At 33.9% G+C, this 16,918-nt stretch carries 16 protein-coding genes and 1 pseudogene; 8 read left to right on the top strand and 9 right to left on the bottom strand.

Annotation, left to right across the window (positions count from 1 at the left end; translation table 11 throughout):
* Position 1: 1 nt before the first annotated feature.
* Together CRT24_RS08810 and CRT24_RS08805 are read right to left on the bottom strand one after the other, a co-directional pair.
* Entirely contained in the window at positions 2-943 is a 942-nt protein-coding gene (locus CRT24_RS08810; protein ID WP_099370878.1) for a hydrogen peroxide-inducible genes activator, read from the bottom strand.
* Positions 944-1,067: 124 nt separating this feature from the next.
* Positions 1,068-1,373 carry a hypothetical protein gene (locus CRT24_RS08805; protein WP_099370877.1) on the bottom strand — a complete coding sequence of 102 codons (306 nt, stop codon included), beginning with the start codon at positions 1,371-1,373 and terminating at the stop codon, positions 1,068-1,070.
* 81 nt (positions 1,374-1,454) lie between these two features.
* On the opposite strand from CRT24_RS08805, the gene mazG reads away from it, so the two are divergent.
* The 4 genes and pseudogenes from mazG (at position 1,455) to CRT24_RS08785 (ending at position 4,972) form a co-directional block, all read left to right on the top strand.
* On the top strand, positions 1,455-2,258 hold the full coding sequence (gene mazG / locus CRT24_RS08800) for a nucleoside triphosphate pyrophosphohydrolase (RefSeq protein ID WP_099370876.1): 804 nt from the start codon (positions 1,455-1,457) through the stop codon (positions 2,256-2,258).
* A gap of 52 nt (positions 2,259-2,310) precedes the next feature.
* Positions 2,311-3,480 carry a serine hydrolase gene (locus tag CRT24_RS08795; protein ID WP_099370875.1) on the top strand — a complete coding sequence of 390 codons (1,170 nt, stop codon included), beginning with the start codon at positions 2,311-2,313 and terminating at the stop codon, positions 3,478-3,480.
* 60 nt (positions 3,481-3,540) lie between these two features.
* Positions 3,541-4,065: pseudogene (locus tag CRT24_RS08790) on the top strand (HAD family hydrolase); the annotation flags it as partial.
* A gap of 133 nt (positions 4,066-4,198) precedes the next feature.
* A complete protein-coding gene (locus CRT24_RS08785; RefSeq protein WP_099370873.1) occupies positions 4,199-4,972 on the top strand; it encodes a sulfite exporter TauE/SafE family protein in 774 nt (257 codons plus the stop codon).
* Between the two features lie 70 nt (positions 4,973-5,042).
* Here CRT24_RS08785 and CRT24_RS08780 read toward each other — a convergent pair whose 3' ends face one another.
* Entirely contained in the window at positions 5,043-5,936 is an 894-nt protein-coding gene (locus CRT24_RS08780) for an OmpA family protein (protein ID WP_099370872.1), read from the bottom strand.
* Between the two features lie 470 nt (positions 5,937-6,406).
* Between CRT24_RS08780 and CRT24_RS08775 the strand changes: the two genes are divergently transcribed.
* Complete coding sequence (locus tag CRT24_RS08775) at positions 6,407-7,717, top strand: DEAD/DEAH box helicase (protein WP_099370871.1); 1,311 nt, start codon at positions 6,407-6,409, stop codon at positions 7,715-7,717.
* Here CRT24_RS08775 and coaD read toward each other — a convergent pair.
* From coaD to CRT24_RS08760, 3 genes are read right to left on the bottom strand one after another with little or no spacing between them, the layout of a single operon-like run.
* A complete protein-coding gene (gene coaD / locus CRT24_RS08770; protein ID WP_099370870.1) occupies positions 7,709-8,182 on the bottom strand; it encodes a pantetheine-phosphate adenylyltransferase in 474 nt (157 codons plus the stop codon). The genes CRT24_RS08775 and coaD overlap by 9 nt on opposite strands.
* 2 nt (positions 8,183-8,184) lie before the next feature.
* Positions 8,185-8,718, bottom strand: coding sequence for an RsmD family RNA methyltransferase (locus CRT24_RS08765; protein ID WP_099370869.1), 534 nt, complete (start codon positions 8,716-8,718; stop codon positions 8,185-8,187).
* On the bottom strand, positions 8,709-9,494 hold the full coding sequence (locus CRT24_RS08760; RefSeq protein WP_099370868.1) for a DUF3822 family protein: 786 nt from the start codon (positions 9,492-9,494) through the stop codon (positions 8,709-8,711). Before CRT24_RS08760 ends, CRT24_RS08765 begins: the two co-directional genes overlap by 10 nt.
* A 71-nt stretch (positions 9,495-9,565) precedes the next feature.
* Between CRT24_RS08760 and CRT24_RS08755 the strand changes: the two genes are divergently transcribed.
* From CRT24_RS08755 to CRT24_RS08745, 3 genes are all read left to right on the top strand, one after another.
* Entirely contained in the window at positions 9,566-10,990 is a 1,425-nt protein-coding gene (locus tag CRT24_RS08755; RefSeq protein ID WP_099370913.1) for an ATP-dependent RecD-like DNA helicase, read from the top strand.
* 83 nt (positions 10,991-11,073) lie between these two features.
* Positions 11,074-13,557 carry a DPP IV N-terminal domain-containing protein gene (locus CRT24_RS08750; protein ID WP_099370867.1) on the top strand — a complete coding sequence of 828 codons (2,484 nt, stop codon included), beginning with the start codon at positions 11,074-11,076 and terminating at the stop codon, positions 13,555-13,557.
* Positions 13,557-14,099 (top strand): hypothetical protein, encoded by a 543-nt coding sequence (locus CRT24_RS08745; protein ID WP_099370866.1) that lies wholly within the window; start codon positions 13,557-13,559, stop codon positions 14,097-14,099. The genes CRT24_RS08750 and CRT24_RS08745 overlap by 1 nt, the downstream gene beginning before the upstream one ends.
* Positions 14,100-14,125: 26 nt before the next feature.
* On the opposite strand, the gene CRT24_RS20635 is transcribed toward CRT24_RS08745, so the two are convergent.
* The 3 genes from CRT24_RS20635 to CRT24_RS08735 all read right to left on the bottom strand — a co-directional run bounded on the left by CRT24_RS20635 (position 14,126) and on the right by CRT24_RS08735 (position 16,526).
* Positions 14,126-14,251 (bottom strand): transposase, encoded by a 126-nt coding sequence (locus tag CRT24_RS20635; RefSeq protein WP_180269098.1) that lies wholly within the window; start codon positions 14,249-14,251, stop codon positions 14,126-14,128.
* Positions 14,252-14,740: 489 nt separating this feature from the next.
* Entirely contained in the window at positions 14,741-15,763 is a 1,023-nt protein-coding gene (ruvB, locus tag CRT24_RS08740) for a Holliday junction branch migration DNA helicase RuvB (RefSeq protein ID WP_099370865.1), read from the bottom strand.
* A gap of 28 nt (positions 15,764-15,791) precedes the next feature.
* Positions 15,792-16,526, bottom strand: coding sequence for a polyprenol monophosphomannose synthase (locus CRT24_RS08735; RefSeq protein WP_099370864.1), 735 nt, complete (start codon positions 16,524-16,526; stop codon positions 15,792-15,794).
* Positions 16,527-16,918: the final 392 nt, after the last annotated feature.

The following is a 16,918-nucleotide window of genomic DNA, read 5'->3' as shown; positions in this document are numbered from 1 at the left end:
TTTAAATAGAAAAGCCCATTACTTCCTTCTTCTTTTTAGATTTAAATTTTTCAGGAACAATATTTAAAATTTCATTTTTCAACATGTTGATAGCATGTTTTTTCACGTAATTCTGAGGGGTAACTAAACTGATTTCACGCACTGGTTCTGGGTTTTTAAAGTAACGAACATGCCCTAATTGATCTTCATCATAATTGGAAATACTCATTTCTGGAAGAATAGTTAAACCACCATTCAAATCAACCATTCGTTTTAAAGTTTCAACACTACCAGTATTATAATCAAATGTTCCTTCTTTAGATTGATTGTGTTTATAATTACAAATATTCAGGACTTGTCCTCGCATACAGTGACCTTCATTTAACAGCCATAACTTTTCATGAGAAATATCATCTGTACTTATCATTTTCTTTTCATATACAGGACTTTTTTGGGAAACATACGCTACAAAGGTCTCGTAAAACAGAGGCATTTCGTGAATTCCTGCATCATGTAGTGGAGTTGATAAAATCCCGCAATCAAGAGTTCCTAATTTTAATTCTTGAATAATCTGTTCTGTTGTATATTCCCAAATCTGCAATTTCAGTTTGTTATATTTCTTCATAAAACTGGAAATGACATGGGGTAATAAGTATGGAGCAACGGTCGGAATTACTCCTATCCTTAATTCTCCGGTTAATTCTCCGCGTTCAGCTTGTAGAATTTCAGAGATTTTTTTGCTCTCGGTCAAAATAGTTCTAGCTTGATCAATGATTTTTTCACCAATCTCGGTTGGAACAACAGGCTGTCTGCTTCTATCAAAAATCTTCACTCCTAGTGATTCCTCCAACTTTTGTATTTGCATACTCAAAGTTGGCTGAGTCACAAAACATTTTTCTGCTGCGGCCACAAAACTCCGATAGGTATCTACGGCAATAATATACTCTAATTGAACAAGTGTCATGCTATAAATTTTAACTATACTAAGTTACTGAAGATATAGCGTTTTAGCCAATTTCAATGGAAATAGGACATAAAACAAACAAAGCCCGGAAAATTCCGGGCTTCGTGTTAATCAACAGATCATTTTAATGATTCTGCTTATATTTCATTTCTAAATCTAAAATTATATCTCTTTTTTTTCCTTCAATCAATGATAGATTTCCTGCGACAAAAACTCCCTTTTCACCAGTTTTTGTATTTCTTATTCCATAAACTGAAGATTCATCTGCGGGATCTGTTTCTCCTTCGTACCTGTAAAGCTCATCAATTTGATAATCCGAAGCATTCTCCACCAATCCATCAAACTCAACATTGTAGTCTACTGAATAACCTTGATTTGCGAGGTTATCCAAAGCCTCTGTTGTTGTGGCATATTTAAATGTTCTACTCATAACTATTATTACGTTCGTTTATGTAAAAACACATAACTTTGACTATTGTTTCAATACCAAAAATTTTTAATACTATTTTTTATGTCACATACACCCCCACCTGCAAAACAAACTCCTAATGAAGCTTTTGACAGATTATTAACTGTATTGAATACCTTAAGAATAGAATGTCCATGGGATAGAAAACAAACCATGGAGTCACTCCGTCATTTGACCATTGAGGAACTATACGAATTGACAGATGCTATTTTGGAAAAAGATTATCAAGAAATAAAAAAAGAACTTGGTGATATAATAATGCATCTGGTATTTTATGCAAAAATTGCAGAGGAAGAAAATCAGTTCAATATTACTGACGTATTGAATGCCGTTTGTGATAAATTAATTAGTAGACATCCACATATTTATGGAGATACGCAGGTTAAGGATGACGAAGAAGTTAAACAGAATTGGGAATCCATTAAATTGCAAGAAGGAAATAAATCTGTTCTTCAAGGTGTGCCACAGAGCCTTCCAGCTCTTGTCAAGGCCTATCGTATCCAAGACAAAGTACGTGGAGTAGGATTTGATTGGGAAGATAAGGCTGAAGTTTGGAACAAAGTTGAAGAAGAACTTGCAGAATTTAAATCAGAATTTGACCTAAAGAATAATAATGTAAACCAAGAAAAAGCGGAAGGCGAGTTTGGCGACCTTCTATTTTCTCTTATCAATTATGCAAGGCATTTAGGCATTAATCCTGAAAATGCTCTTGAAAAGACTAACAAAAAATTCATCAAAAGATTCACCTACTTGGAAGATAAAGCGGCTGAAAATGGGTTGGTATTGAAAGACATGAGTTTGGAGGAGATGGATGTCTATTGGAATGAAGCTAAAAGTCTGAAATAATTGCTCTTCTGTACTTTTATTGATAACTTTAATACGGTACAAACCATATCGTATGCAACACATTTTGAAGCTTTTAAAATGGCTAGGTATTATCCTTGCCTCCCTAATCATAGTCGTAATAATCTATCTTTATGCAACAGGAAAAGATTTTTTAATCAAAGGTGTTTATGTTACATATTTACATGGTCATAAAACAGCATATTTAGATGATTACAAACATTTTGACAATCACATTGTAGAGATTGGAACTCCACAGCCCTGGAACAAATCAAAAGAATACAATAGTGTTGAAGCCACAGATTCATTAAGAACAATCCATCAAAACACCAAGTCAATTGCCTATATGATTATCCATCAGGACAGCATTTGGTTTGAGGAATATTATGATGGATATTCTGACTCTTCAAGATCCAATTCATTTTCGATGGCTAAAAGCATGGTTTCTGCTTTGTTAGGAAAAGCTTTAGAGACTGGACAAGTAAAGAGTATAAATCAAAAGGTTATAGATATTGTGCCTGAGCTAACAGGTCCTTATGCTGACTCCTTAAAGCTCGTGGATTTAGTTTCAATGAGTTCAGGAATGAAATGGGATGAAAGCTATTATGATCCATTTTCTATCACCACTAGACTTTATTTTGATAATGATATCGTAGGGACCTTAGAACAAATGCCCATTGATAGCCCCCCGGGAGAAAGTTTTAATTATAAAAGCGGAGACACTCAAGTCTTGGGAATTGCATTGCAGAGAGCGACAAATAAAACCTTGTCTGAATTACTATCGGAATATTTTTGGAAACCAATGGGTGCAGAACATCCTGCATTCTGGCAAGTTGATAGCAAGAAATATGGTATCGAAAAAGCATATTGTTGCGTTGCATCAAATGCCCGAGATTTCGCAAGGTTTGGGAAACTGTATTTACAACATGGAAAATGGAATGGAGCATCCTTGTTAGATTCATCTTATGTACAGAAATCAGTTGTCAATACTTTTCCTGATTCCCCACAATACGGATATGGCTGGTGGATAGGGAAATATCATGAAAAGGATTATTTCTATATGGACGGGCACTTAGGTCAATATGTTATTGTTATTCCAGAAGACGATTTAATAATTGTAAGATTGGGTCATGGTATTGATGGTAAACCAAGAACAGAACCCTCTTCAGCTTTTAATAATTTTATTGACCAAGCCTATGTAATGTTGGGAGACAGGATTAAATAAAAAATGGCTAATCATGGGTTTTAAAACCCTAGTATAGATAATATTTGTAACTTTGTCTCAATGAAAGAATTAGCCGTAATTTTTGATATGGACGGTGTTATTGCTCATACAAATCCATATCACGCCAAAGCCTTCGAAGCATTTTTTGATAGATATGAAATTCCTTATACAGATGTAGAATTTGAAAAGCATATGTACGGGAAACATAATAGTTATATCATGACACATTTTTTCAACAGACCTATAGTTGGCGAAGAGCTAATTACTCTTGAAAATGAGAAAGAGGGACTATTTCGAGAAATATATCAATCCGAAGCTAAGCCTATACCCTATTTACCTGAATTTTTAAATAATTTAAAAGAAAACCGGGTCAAACTTGGGGTAGCTACCTCTGCACCAAGAGCAAATATGGATTTGATCTTAGATTCCCTTGAAATTCGAGATTTCTTCCAATCAACACTTGGTTCTGAAAATGTTGAGCTTCATAAACCACATCCGGAAGTATACCTTAAATCTGCGTCTAACCTGGGGATCGATCCTCAATATTGTTTCGTTTTTGAAGATTCTTTTTCTGGAGTTACGGCAGGTAAAAATGCTGAAATGAATGTTATTGGCGTTTTGAGTTCTCATAAAAAGGAAGATCTTCCAAAATGCCTAGCCTATATAGATAATTATCAGGACATGAATACTTCCATATTGAAAGAATTATTCAGGAAGAATGTGGAATAGCGCATTAGATCTAATTCCATCACCTGCAGCTTGGGCACTGTATTTTTTTTGTGCTATGCTCATCGGCGTTTCAAAAACTGGTATCCAGAACGTAGGAACATTTACTATTCCTTTGTTTGCTTTATTATTTGGCGCTAAGTTCTCCACAGGAATTGTACTTATCCTCTTATGCATGGCGGATTTAATGGCGGTAATATATTATCGGAAAGAATTTATTTGGTCAGAAGTCAAAACAATGCTCCCCTATGCGATAATTGGACTTATAATTGGCCTATTAGTTGGAGATTATATAGATGACAAGGCTTTTAAATTTATTATGGGAGCTTGTATTTTCATCAGTGTTGTACTCATGATTTGGGGGACAAATAAAGCCAAGAATAACAAACAAGGAAATGATTTCACTAACAAATGGTGGTATTCACCTTCATTTGGATTGTTGGTAGGGTTTTCCACTATGATAGGAAATGCAGCAGGTCCAGCGTTGACCATTTTCCTCCTTACCAGGAAACTTAAAAAAGTGACTTTAGTAGCTACAGGAGCATGGTTTATCATGATCCTAAATTTCTCAAAGATACCTTTGCAATTATTAGTTTGGAAAAATCTTACCTGGGAAGGTATTATTCTTAATCTATTAGCCCTTCCATTTATCATATTAGGGGCTTATATCGGAATCAAGATCGTCAAGGTAATACCTGAAAAGGAATTTAAGATAGTAATCTTAGCTTTAGTAATTATTTCATCTTTGATGTTGATGTTTGGATAAGAATAATAACCTGAAGACTCTTATAACAAATAAAAAAAGCCTGAAACAAATTGTTTCAGGCTTTTATTTTTTAAAATGCCGTTGTGTCGGCTGGAGCTTCAGTATTTTCCGTTTCTGGTGCTTTATCTATTAACTCCATAAATTGATCTAATTTTGGTGTTATGATAATTTGAGTCCTACGGTTTTTAGATTTACCATCCGCTGTATTATTACTTGCGACTGGGTTATATTCTCCTCTACCACCTGCGGTTAAGCGTTTTGGATCAACTCCATAAGTATTTTGCAATGCCTGTACGACAGAAGATGCTCTCAACGTACTCAAATCCCAGTTGTTTCGGATATTAGCTTTGGAGATTGGGTCAGTATCTGTATTACCTTCGATTAACACATCATAATCCTTGTAATCTTGGATAATCTTAGCAATTTTGGATAACGTTTCTCCTGCACGGTCTGAAATTTCATAACTTCCGGATTTGTAAAGCATATTATCAGACAATGATATGTAAACTACGCCCTTCAATACTTGGACATCTACATCTTGCATCTCTTCCCTGCTTAATGAACGTGTCAAATTGTTAGTCAACACCATATTAAGTGAGTCACTTTTTTGTTTTGTATTCACTAGGTGTTGAATATATTTATTTGATGCATTAATTTCATCAACCAGTTTAGAAATATTCACATTACCTTGAGTGTTTTGGCTGATACTATTATCCAATGTACCTTGCAGTTTTGCCAATGCTTCTCTTAATCCAGCATTATTTTTACGCTCCTGTTCCAGTTGTTCTTCTAAACTTTTAACACGAGTTCTGCTTTCAGCAAGATCTAATTGACTCTGATTATATTTATCGCCGAGTTCTTTGTACTGGGCTTCTAAAGCCATATGAGTTTTCTTATTTACACCACATGAGGAAATAAACAGAACTGTCATCAGTAATAATGGTACGCTAATTCTTTTAATCATAACGCTTGATTTTATTTGTATTCATTTAATGTTACGTTATTGTTAAGCAAAAGGAATGCCTTTTATATCATGCTAAAATTTATTTTAAATTTATTTAACCAAAAAGTCCATTGATAATCATTCAAGTGAGGTTTTAATGGTATTCCTATTTTTTTAAATTTAATATGATTGGAGAAATTTTATACTAAGAAAGAAATAATTAGTTGCCTCAACTCAATAAAATATATGATAATCGATGTAGTGATATTACGTTATCATACCTCATTGAAAAATCCATTAACTAGTTACTGTAACAGGAAATAAAAAAGGCTTGAGATCGGGGAGATTTCAAGCCTTAACTAACCAATTATTAACCTAAATTATGAATACTAGTTAACTTTCAAACTCCGTGCCAAAAAATATAATTAATAAATTTTTCATCATTTATTATTCTAAACCATAAATACCAATCATTAATTTTAATTTTGTCTATGCAACATTTAAATACATATTTAAAAAACTTGAATATCCAAGAACTTAATCCCATGCAAGAAGAAGTTCTTGAGAAATTCAACCCTGAAAAAGATTTTGTTCTCTTATCCCCTACCGGATCTGGAAAAACATTAGCGTTCAGCTTATTACTATTCAACCTTCTTGGAGACAATCTTTCTAAAGGAACCAACGGATTAATTGTTGTCCCTACCAGAGAACTGGCATTGCAGATCGAATCAGTGATTAAGCAGATGAACAGTTCGTTAAATGTTGCTTTACTTTATGGAGGTAATAACAATCAAATTGAAAAAGATAAGTTAAAACAACATCCACCCTTAATTATTGGAACGCCAGGAAGGATAATCTATCATATTGAGAGAAATCCTGCGCTTCTTGAAAACTGCCATACTTTAGTCTTAGATGAATTTGACAAATCCTTAGAATTGGGATTCCAAGACCAATTGAGTTATATAGTTAAATCGGCTAGAGATGTTAGACATAAAATCTTAACATCGGCTACAGATATGGAAGAAATTCCTTCATTTCTGCAGTTGAATGATCCAATCAAACTTGATTACTTCGATTCCAATGGTCTAAGGCCTGATTTGTCATATTATAAAGTTATAAGCAGTTCTAAGCTTAAATTAGAATCATTGTTTAAATTACTTTGTAAAATCGGCAATGAGAGAGTCTTGGTATTTTGCAATCATAGAGAAGCTGTAGATAATATCTCTGATATTCTTGAAGGGAAAGGAATTGAGAGTATTCCTTATCATGGGGGTTTAGAGCAGTTTATGCGCGAGTTGACGATTATAAAAATTAAAAATGGCAGTCAAAACATTTTAATAACAACGGATTTAGCAGCTAGAGGATTAGATATTCCAGAAATGAACCATGTTGTTCATTATCAATTTCCATATAAAGAAGAAGATTTTATTCATAGAAACGGTCGAGCTGGCAGAAATGGGCAAAAAGGGTATGTATATGGCATTTTAACTGAAGAGGATCGTGCTGCAAAGTATCTTGAAGAGGCTGAAACATTAGAACTTGACGGATTTTACCCAATCCCTGAAGAACCTGAATTTAAAACTTTAAGAATTAATGCTGGAAAAAAACAAAAGGTAAATAAAATTGATATTGTTGGTTATATTTTAAATCTTCCAGAAATTTCAAAGGAAGATCTAGGACTGATAGTTGTCAAACCACATGATTCCTATGTAGCTATTCGAGCTGAAGTAGCAAATAAAGTGGTAAAGAATGGCAGTAATGGAAAAATTAAAGGTCAAAAAGTAAGAATAAGTTTAATTTGATTTCTTTATGTGCTTTAAGATAATTGGAGAAACCAAATGACTGATATCACCACCATTTTTCCAAATATCTCTTACGATAGTTGAAGAAATATGAGCCTCTCCACTCCTGCTTAGCAAGAAATAAGTTTCGATTTGAGGGGCTAATATTAAGTTATTTTGAGCAATTATATTTTCATAATCTAGGTCTGTACCATTACGTAAACCTCGTATAATATAATTTGCACCTATAGATTGACAATAATCTACAGTCAATCCATTATAGAAACTTACTTCTACCTGATCATTATCACTATAAAGTTCAGAAATGGATATTTTCCTACTATCTACATCCATCATCCCAACCTTTGAACTGTTTATTCCAATTGCAATATAAATCTTATCAAAAAGTGGTAAAGCTCTATTTATCAAATCTTGGTGTGCTATTGTAAAGGGGTCAAATGAACCTGGAAAAACTGCTATTTTCATAATTAGATAGAATAAAAACTAAATGATGAATTACCGTATTGTCTCATTTCTACAAAATTAGGGTGGTCTATCATTTTTCTGTTGCTTGGATGTTCAATAATCAATATGCCACCTTCCTTTAATAAATCATTCTCTAGGACCAACTTTGGAAGCATAGGCAATTGTCCTAAATCATAAGGAGGATCAGCAAAAATCAAATCATATTTCTCCTTATCAGATTTTAAATACTTGAAAACATCAGCTTTTCTAGATTTTATCTGATTTAAATTTAGTTTTTTTGATGTTTCGTTAATATACAAAATACATTTACCATGTTGATCAATTGAATTGACCTTTTCTGCACCTCTAGATGCTAATTCAAAAGATATATTCCCTGTACCTGCAAATAAGTCTAAGCATACCATCCCGTCAAAATCAAACCTATTATTTAATATATTAAATAAAGCTTCCTTCGCAATGTCTGTAGTAGGTCTTACAGGAAGATTTTGTGGAGGATTTAACCTCAGTCCGGCCGCTTTACCTCCAATTATTCGCATATTGGTAAATCTAATAGATAATGAGCCAGGTAAGTTTTTGATTCATCATCCAATGATTGAGCTGGACGTGATGCAGTGATTTCTATGACTTCTTTTGATAAATTCTTAAGTTTTTCAACTAAAGAATCATCAACTAAAGTACCCGAAAATAAAATCTTATTTACCTTTCCCTGGATTCCAAAAGTTTCAAATACATTCAGTATGAAATAACTTAAATCATCATCACTCACTATTTCAAATGTATTGTAAAACTTAAATTGACCATTTATAAATAAATAGATATCAGCTGAATTATCATCAAAAACAACTCCCAAAACTTCACCTTTTAAAGGTATATAAGGTCTAGCTTGAACCAAGTTTAATTTAAATTCAGGAACAAATTTGGCATCGGGGAATAACGTGTTCCACCTATGGTATAATAAGACATCAAATTGAAATAAAGCTTCTATATTCAAGAAATCAATCGTTGTCCTGCTCATTGCCTGAGAAGGATTTTCCATAAATTCTTGATATTTTTCCAAATCTATTTCTTGAAATAAATCGTTGGGGATAAAGGTTAAATTATGAGTAGGAATACTTACATATACATTTTGAAATGGTAAGCTCAATAATTTTAGTGCTTCTTCCGATGGATTGTGACTCTCAAAATTCATATAAACCAAAAGTTGGTTCTCTTGGTCTAAAACATAAAGCTTATCATATTGATAATTAGCTTTAACTATCAATGTATAGTGCGAGATATAATGTAAATGAAATTGTTTTGCAGTATAATTCATTCCTTGCAGATGGTATTAAACAAAAATAGTTTTTAAAATTGGATTGACCAACCTTTTGAATAACTTTGAATGTGCACATAAAAAATACGCTTTTACAACAATTCTCACATCAACCTACTATTCAACAAGAAAAAGTATTTGAAATCCTAGCAGACTTCATCCATACTTTCTCTGAAGACTCATGCTTCATTCTTAAAGGGTACGCAGGTACGGGTAAAACTAGTATGATAAGTGCGCTTGTGAAATCCCTTCCAAGATTCAACAAACGATCTGTGCTTCTTGCACCAACAGGTCGAGCATCAAAGGTCATGGCTTCCTATTCTGGAAGAAATGCATTGACGATCCACAAAAAAATATATAGAAAAAAAAATGCTGCTTCATTAGATATGCAATTCAGTCTGGCTGAAAATCTTCATGAGAACACCTTATTTATTGTAGATGAAGCTTCTATGATTAGCAATGAAGGTTATTCCATGTTTTCAGATGGTTTGCTCCATGATCTGATAAAATACGTTCAATCTGGTGAAAATTGCACGTTGATGCTGGTGGGTGATATTGCTCAATTACCACCTGTTGGCTTAGAAACAAGCCCAGCTCTTGATTCTGAATACATGAATGCAGAATTTGGATTAGAGATATTTTCCTATGAGATGACTGATGTTGTGAGACAAGACAAGAATTCAGGGATTTTGTTTAATGCAACCAAGATTAGAAATGACATCCGATTGGATGAGGAATTCGCTGAATACAATTACCCTCAATTTATTACTAAGCCTTTTAAAGATATTTATAGAATGAATGGTGAACGCCTGATTGAAGGATTGCATTATGCATATGACAAATTTGGCATTGAAAATTCTATGGTTATATGCCGATCAAATAGATCAGCGAATCTATATAATCAAAATATCCGAAACCAAATTCTGTTTCGGGATGAAGAAATCACCGGTGGTGATATCATAATGGTTGTTAAAAACAATTATTATTGGCTCCAAGACAACGATGAAAAAAACACTGGATTTATAGCCAATGGAGATATGGCTGTTATCAAAAAAGTCAGCAATATTCATGAGATGCACGGTTTTCGATTTGCAGATCTTTATTTGGAATTTATGGATAACAATGAAGGCGACGCAATTCGGTGTAGAGTTCTTCTTGATAGTCTATACGTTGATTCACCAAACCTCCCATATGAAAAACAACAAGAATTGTATAATAGTATTGCACAAGATTATAGCGACATCTCCATTAAAAAAGATCGAATGGAAGCTATGAAAAAGGACCCCTATTACAATGCATTACAAATAAAATTCGCTTACGCTATTACTTGTCATAAGGCACAGGGTGGCCAATGGCCACTAGTATTTGTTGATCAAGGCTATATGACTGATGAGATGTTGAATACGGAATTCATGAGATGGCTGTACACAGCTATTACTAGGGCATCCAAAGAATTATTCTTGGTGAATTTTAACGAAAAATTTTACGAAGCCTAATCCTATCAAAAAAAATACAATTTCTCTTCGTAAAAAGAGTTTTAAAAAGATATTTTCGCAGAATTATCGACTAACAATTTATAATGAAGCACTTATTATCCCTACTCTTATTATTCTCATTTACTGTTGTAACTTCACAAGAAAAATCAAATTTAGCGAAGCCTAATTACCACCTAGCCTCAAAATTCTCGCCTACCAAATTGAGTAAGCTTATTTTCTCCACTGAAGTGAATCCGAATTGGATAAACTTTGGAGATAAATTCTGGTACGAATATAATACCCCGCAAGGTAAGAAATGGTATTTAGTAGATCCTAAGAATAAAAAGAAATCAGAATTATTTGACCATGCTGAAATGGCAAGAAAGATTTCATCGATTGTTAGAAATCCCTTTGATGCTCAACACTTAGAGATTAGGAATTTAAGGTTTCTGGAAAATGAAAATTTAGTAAGATTTGAAGTTCAGAGTACTAAGGACACTGTAAAATCGCAGGAAGAGATAAAGAAACTTACCAACAAAAAAGATACGATCAAAAAAAAGCTTTATTATTTTGAATATAATATAAGCAACAATAACTTAACAGAATTATCTGAGGAAAGTAAAGATAAGACTAGACTTTTTTGGGCTAACTTTAACCCTGATACTACCAGAGTTTACTATGCAAAAAATTATAATCTATATTGGATGGATTATGAAAATTTCTTAAAAGCTCAAAAAGATGAAAAGGATTCCACTATAGTAGAACACCAAATCACTACTGATGGAGTACAATATTATGCCTGGGGAGGTGATGAGTATAGCGTTACAACTGGTGATAAAAAATCTGAAGAGGAAGAGAAGAAAAAAAGAAAGCCTGTTTGGATTAATTGGTCGCCTAACGGAAAATACTTTACATTAACCCGTAAAGATAACAGAGAATATAGTGCACTATGGGTCATTAACAATGTTGCTGCAAAACGTCCTACATTGGAGACTTATAAATACTTGATGCCTGGTGAAACAGATTCAACTGAGGCTGAATTGTATATTTTTGATAGTAGTTCATTAAAACCAAAACAGGTTAATATTGCTGCATTCAAAAATCAAACAATAAGCAATTGGAATAAAGATAGAACCAAGGACTCATATAAAGGAAAGCACTATATCAATTATTGGCTAGGTAATGATGAGGAATTCTATATTGCAAGATCTAGCAGAGACTTGAAAAGAATAGATATTGTTGCGGTAAATGTAAATGGACAAACCAGAACTATCCTTGAGGAAAGATCAAATGTTTACTTGGATATTAAAAAACCATATTTCATTAATAATGGAAACCAATTTATACACTGGTCACAAAGAGATGGATGGGGTCATTTTTATTTATACAACAAAAATGGTGGACTTGTAAACCAAATTACTAAAGGCGAGTTTCATTGCGATGATTTAACAAGGTTTAATGAAAATACAGGAACTCTATTTTTTAGAGCAAATGGGAAGGAAAAGAATATTGATCCTTATTATTCTTACTACTATTCTGTTTCCAAAAACGGTGGTCCAATAAAGCTTTTAACTCCTGGTGATTTTGACCACCAAGTTTTGGCGAGTGAAAGCTCAAATTATTTTATAGATAATTTTTCGAGGGTTAACACTGCCCCTGTTAGCAATCTTTATAGTTCAAGTGGTCAATTGATAATGAAGTTGGAAGAAACTGATCTTTCTAATTTATTTGCTGCGGGCTATAAATTTCCAGAACCATTTAAAGTCAAAGCTGGTGATGGCATAACCGATCTTTATGGGGTAATGTATAAGCCATTTGATTTTGACAGTACAAAAACCTACCCTATTATTGAGTACGTTTATCCAGGTCCTCAAACAGAAGCAGTTAATAAAAGCTTTGGTAGATCAATGGATAGAATAGATCGTCTAGCACAAATGGGATTTATTGTGGTCTCAGTTGGAAATAGAGGTGGTCATCCTTCTCGTTCAAAATGGTATCATACTTACGGTTATGGTAACTTAAGGGACTATGGATTGGAAGACAAAAAAGTGGTTGCAGAACAATTAGCTGATAAATATTCATTTATTGATATCAATAAGGTAGGTATAACAGGACACTCTGGAGGGGGATTTATGTCTACTGCTGCGATGTTGGTATATCCAGATTTTTTCAAAGTAGCGGTTTCGGGCGCTGGAAATCACGAAAATAATATTTATAATCGTTGGTGGAGTGAAAGACATCATGGTGTAAAGGAAGAAATATCTTCTAAAGGTGATACAACCTTTACCTATAATATTCAAAGAAATACCGAACTTGCGAAAAACTTGAAAGGTAAATTGTTGATTGTTACTGGTGATATCGATAATAATGTACATCCAGCAAACTCGATTCGCATGGTAGATGCATTAATTAGAGCAAACAAAAGATTTGACTTTTTATTATTACCAGGACAGAGACATGGTTTCGGTGATATGACGGAATATTTCTTTTGGAGAATGGCAGATTATTTTAGTCAACATCTATTAGGTTCTTCTGAAATGAATGAAACGGATATCATGGAAATGAACCGAGAAAAGCCCATGAAATAATGACAGCAAATAACATAGAAAATTTAAAAGAAGCCCTAATTAGTTTTGGGGCTTCTGATTTAAATGAGAATATCTTGAATGATATTAGCCTAACAGAATTGATGGAAATGAGCGTCGATGAATCAAAACCGAGGTTATGTTTCAGAAGTGCTTGGGCATTAGAGCACATATTGCTAAAAAACACAAATTTGTTTAGATCTTCCTATAATGCTCTCATTTCAAATTATGTCATATTAAATAATTGGAGCAGTTTAAGGAGTTATACTAAATTGATTATGTGGTTAGTATCAAATAAAAATTTAGATATCCAATTAACTGAGGTGGAAAGAGAAAATATATTGGAGAAAACTTTTCAAATAATTGAAAATTCAGGTTGTCCTGTAGCTGTTAAGGTGAATGGATTTGATATTTTATATGATCTTTGCCCTTATTTTGAAGGCCTCTCCCAAGAATTAAAAGTATTAATAGAGCTAAATCTAGAAAAAGAAAACACCCCTGCTTTAAAAAGCAGAGGTGTAAGAATCTTATCTAAGTTAACGTGAGTTCGGTTTAAGCACTCTGTCCCCGTTCAGCAGTATTCCTGAAAACCCCTGTATTGGTGTATCCTTCTGTTGTAGCACACCCTGATATGGGTTGAGTCTATAAAATTGATCCCTTCACTATTGCCAATCCAGCAAATCTTTACAAAAAGCATAAAGGGAGAGCACATCTTGGTTGAAGCTCTACGAAACGATTGTAGCGGTCAATCCAGGGAAGAGGTCCCTGAGATGGGCCAAACAGGAGGCTACACTGACTCTCCGTCCTCTCTCGTTCAGAGATTGTTCGCACCTTGTTCGGACCTCGTTCGGGTGTGATCCGAACAAGGTCCGAACAAGGTGCGGCTGAGGTCCGAACGAAAGAGGACGGAGAGTGCAACTTGTCCCCTATACGTCCTAAGTAAAAGGACAAAAAGAAAAAAGAAATTAAATGAAAATCAAGATTTGAATCCTTGTGTATTAGTTAATGAGAGTTCGGTTTAAGCGGCGAGGAACAATTGGTTTTCATGCTGTTCAACCTATGGAACACTGTCCCCGTCCAGCAGTATTCACTTTTGCCAAGACAACCACATCTTTACAAAAAGCATAAGGGGGAGAGCACATTTTAACTCTTTTTCTCATCCCGAACTCACGTTAAGTTAGGATGATTAAAATAACGTATTACCTTTATTAAAAATGTTTTTTCCTAAATGCTTAAACGCTAATTCAGTACATTCACGACCTCTTGAGGTACGCATAAGATAACCTTCCTGAATCAAAAATGGTTCATAAACCTCTTCAATAGTTCCTTCATCTTCACCCACCGCAGTTGCAATAGTTTTCAATCCTACAGGACCTCCTTTGAATTTATCAATAATGGTACTGAGAATCCTATTATCCATTTCATCCAAACCATGCTCATCGACATTTAGAGCATTCAAAGCAAATTGAGCTATTCCTTTTTCAATGGAACCATTTCCTTTAATTTGGGCAAAATCGCGGGTTCTCCGCAAAAGTGCATTTGCAATTCTAGGTGTACCTCTACTTCTTCTTGCAATTTCAAATGCTCCTTCTTCATTTATGGGTACATTCAATATAATTGCCGAGCGCATTACAATATCAGTTAACAGTTTAGAATCATAATATTGCAACCTAGAATTGATACCAAAACGAGCTCTTAATGGAGCAGTCAATAATCCAGAACGTGTCGTAGCACCTACTAAAGTAAATGGGTTAAGAGAAATTTGGACAGATCGCGCATTCGGACCTGTCTCCAACATGATATCTATTTTGAAGTCTTCCATTGCTGAATACAAATACTCTTCAACCAAAGGGCTTAAACGATGTATTTCATCAATGAATAATATGTCTCCTTCTTCAAGATTTGTCAATAGACCTGCAAGATCACCAGGTTTATCTAAAACGGGGCCTGAAGTAATTTTAATACCTACCCCCATTTCATTAGCAATAATATGAGACAATGTAGTTTTTCCAAGTCCCGGAGGGCCGTGCAATAATACATGGTCTAATGCCTCGCCTCGTAATTTGGCCGCTTTAACAAATATGGAAAGGTTTTCTAAAATCTTGGCCTGACCTGTAAAATCATCGAAGCTTTGAGGACGAAGAACCCGCTCCAAATCTTTATCAGTCGGCGTTAATCTATCAGGATTGGGATCAAGGTTTTCATTCATATCGCTGTACACTAATCTTTTACAATAATTATCTCTCGTATTTTTTAAATAAACTTCCCATTTTCATCTGGATAACTCCGAAAAAAGCTTCTTTAAAAATTTTGGTACTCATTTTTGAAGTGCCTAATGTCCTATCTGTAAATATAATAGGAATTTCCACTACATTGAAACCATATTGAATTGCCGTAAATTTCATTTCAATTTGAAAAGCATAGCCTACAAATTTAATTTTATCAAGAGGAATAGTTTCTAAAACCTCTCTTCTAAAACAAACAAAACCTGCAGTAGCATCTTGAATTTTAATTCTTGTAATTAAACGAACATATGCTGAAGCAAAATATGACATCAATACTCTGTTCATAGGCCAATTAACAACATTTACACCTTTAATGTATCTAGATCCAATTGCCATGTCTGCTCCTCCATTCTTACAAGTGTCACGCAAACGGATTAGGTCGTCAGGATTATGGCTGAAATCTGCATCCATTTCAAATATAAAAGAATATTCACGTTGTAAGGCCCATTTGAATCCATGAATATAAGCTGTTCCTAACCCTAACTTACCTTTTCTTTCCTCAATGAACAATCGATCCTTGAATTCTGAAGCTTGTAATTCCTTTACAATATTGGCTGTTCCATCAGGGGAGCCATCGTCTACAATTAAAATTTGGAATTCCACTTCTAAAGAAAAAACCTTGCGTATTATTCGCTCTATGTTTTCCTTTTCATTATATGTTGGAATAATAACTATGCTATCTGCCACGTCAATTTTTTGATTTGGTAAAGTTAATCATTTACTATAATTAATTTACAGTTACGGGTACAATGGTTCAAGAAAAAGCCGATTGAAATTATCGAGGGCACTGAAAAAGTCTCAACTTTTTAATGAGATTTAAAGAAATGACTGAGTACAGGATTTATCTTACTCGGTCATTTTTGTTCTAAGGATTTCTGAAAATTTGTTTTTTAATGGTTTTATTGAAGGTTTAATCGACCATGAGTGGCTATTTAGGCTTTCAGAATCTCAAATCCATTGATTTTGAGGTAATATTCCTCCTTTTTAGATCAATTTCAGGATTCTTTTCAAGTTTACCGTGAAGATGGCCATTGCACCCTGCATTTCCATATTTTGGATGCCATAGGAATCTGCTCTTC

Source organism: Sphingobacterium sp. 1.A.5 (genome assembly GCF_002734235.1).
Taxonomy (GTDB): domain Bacteria; phylum Bacteroidota; class Bacteroidia; order Sphingobacteriales; family Sphingobacteriaceae; genus Sphingobacterium; species Sphingobacterium daejeonense.
Note: the sequence above shows the minus strand (reverse complement) of the source record. Positions and strands in the feature narration are given on the sequence as shown.

Excerpts from the sequence above, each read along its gene's own strand:
- CRT24_RS08810 (WP_099370878.1), bottom strand. The coding sequence starts at position 943 with ATGACACTTGTTCAATTAGAGTATATTATTGCCGTAGATACCTATCGG.
- CRT24_RS08805 (WP_099370877.1), bottom strand. The coding sequence starts at position 1,373 with ATGAGTAGAACATTTAAATATGCCACAACAACAGAGGCTTTGGATAAC.
- mazG (WP_099370876.1), top strand. The coding sequence starts at position 1,455 with ATGTCACATACACCCCCACCTGCAAAACAAACTCCTAATGAAGCTTTT.
- CRT24_RS08795 (WP_099370875.1), top strand. The coding sequence starts at position 2,311 with ATGCAACACATTTTGAAGCTTTTAAAATGGCTAGGTATTATCCTTGCC.
- CRT24_RS08785 (WP_099370873.1), top strand. The coding sequence starts at position 4,199 with ATGTGGAATAGCGCATTAGATCTAATTCCATCACCTGCAGCTTGGGCA.
- CRT24_RS08780 (WP_099370872.1), bottom strand. The coding sequence starts at position 5,936 with ATGATTAAAAGAATTAGCGTACCATTATTACTGATGACAGTTCTGTTT.
- CRT24_RS08775 (WP_099370871.1), top strand. The coding sequence starts at position 6,407 with ATGCAACATTTAAATACATATTTAAAAAACTTGAATATCCAAGAACTT.
- coaD (WP_099370870.1), bottom strand. The coding sequence starts at position 8,182 with ATGAAAATAGCAGTTTTTCCAGGTTCATTTGACCCCTTTACAATAGCA.
- CRT24_RS08765 (WP_099370869.1), bottom strand. The coding sequence starts at position 8,718 with ATGCGAATAATTGGAGGTAAAGCGGCCGGACTGAGGTTAAATCCTCCA.
- CRT24_RS08760 (WP_099370868.1), bottom strand. The coding sequence starts at position 9,494 with ATGAATTATACTGCAAAACAATTTCATTTACATTATATCTCGCACTAT.
- CRT24_RS08750 (WP_099370867.1), top strand. The coding sequence starts at position 11,074 with ATGAAGCACTTATTATCCCTACTCTTATTATTCTCATTTACTGTTGTA.
- CRT24_RS08745 (WP_099370866.1), top strand. The coding sequence starts at position 13,557 with ATGACAGCAAATAACATAGAAAATTTAAAAGAAGCCCTAATTAGTTTT.
- CRT24_RS20635 (WP_180269098.1), bottom strand. The coding sequence starts at position 14,251 with ATGCTTTTTGTAAAGATTTGCTGGATTGGCAATAGTGAAGGGATCAAT.
- ruvB (WP_099370865.1), bottom strand. The coding sequence starts at position 15,763 with ATGAATGAAAACCTTGATCCCAATCCTGATAGATTAACGCCGACTGAT.